This window comes from Helicobacter sp. UBA3407, from assembly GCF_949747025.1.
Taxonomy (GTDB): Bacteria; Campylobacterota; Campylobacteria; order Campylobacterales; family Helicobacteraceae; genus Helicobacter_D; species Helicobacter_D ganmani.
On the sequence record NZ_CATKCB010000008.1, the window covers coordinates 1 to 1,189 of the forward strand.

General features: G+C 27.8%; 1 protein-coding gene and 2 pseudogenes. All 3 read left to right on the forward strand.

The window, feature by feature from the left end; all coding sequences use genetic code 11:
• The first annotated feature begins 256 nt into the window (after positions 1 to 256).
• Positions 257 to 475 (forward strand): type II toxin-antitoxin system HicB family antitoxin, encoded by a 219-nt coding sequence (locus tag Q1553_RS00060; protein WP_115550854.1) that lies wholly within the window; start codon positions 257 to 259, stop codon positions 473 to 475.
• Positions 468 to 671: pseudogene (locus Q1553_RS00065) on the forward strand (type II toxin-antitoxin system HicA family toxin). Before Q1553_RS00060 ends, Q1553_RS00065 begins: the two are co-directional and overlap by 8 nt.
• Before the next feature lie 2 nt (positions 672 to 673).
• Positions 674 to 1,092: pseudogene (locus tag Q1553_RS00070) on the forward strand (AAA family ATPase); the annotation flags it as partial.
• Positions 1,093 to 1,189 lie beyond the last annotated feature (97 nt).

The window sequence follows — 1,189 nt, forward strand, 5'->3', positions numbered from 1 at the left end:
AAATTATTTTTTATCATTTTTTATTAAAACTTCTCTTTTGGAGTTATTTAAAATCGTTATTGTTACGATTTTTTATAAAAGTTCAAAAATTAAAAATTTTTGATTTACCGAATCTCCATTCGTAAGAATGGTGTTTTTTAAATTTTAAATTATATTAAATAATTTAAAATATTTAGAAACTATTCTATTTATGTCAAAACCTATTATATCTATGTCAAAAAGTATTCTATTTAAGTCGATAAATTCTGTACATCAAATGCTATTGAATGTTATTATTGAAAAAGATCAAGATGGGTATTTTGCACGCATTTTAGAGCTTGAAGGTTGTGTTTCACAAGGTAATACTTATGAAGAGGCTTTGTTTAATATAAAAGAAGCAGGGGAACTTTATTTAGAAAGCCTTAAAAGTGAAGAAAAAAGAACCATTGAAAATAAAATAACTTCAATTGTTCCTATGGTTTTAGCCAATGCCTGAATTTCCAAGAATGACTGCAAAAGAAGCAGAAAGGCTTTTATTGCAAAATGGTTTTTTGATTGATAGACAATAAGGTAGCCATAGAATCTATAAAAAAGATTCTTACAGAATGGTTATTCCTCATCATAGTGGAGAGATTTTACATCCTAAAATCATAAAGCAACTTTTTGAAATTATTGAAATGAGCGAAGGATAAAAATGCCTAAACGCAATACTATTGATACAATTACATTAGGAATTTTTAGCGATGAAAATGTTTCTGTGATTTGTGAAGATACCATTAAATTAGAAAAAGGCTCTGTGGCTGTCTTAAGTGGCAATAGCGAGGTGGGTAAATCTTTTTTAGCCCTAAAAGTATGTGCTAATGCTATAAATGAGGGTTTAAAACCTTTTTTTGGAGTATAGAAGACAAAAATCAAGCGATTTTAGAACGCATTAAAAATATAGAAAATTTTTACCCATTTAATAGCATAGAGCTTGAATTTTCTAATGAGCTTCCAAAAATTGATAAAGAACCTATGGATAGCTTAAAACAAGAACTTAATGAGTTAGCAGACTGCGATTTAATTGTTATTGATACTTTTAGTGCATTCTTCTCAATCTTAGGCTTTAAAGATCATTTTTTCTTTATATAAAACGCCAAACAAACCACGCAAAGATTAGAATTAAGACGATAGAAAATAAATTTACACACGCACCATATTTCATCATTTC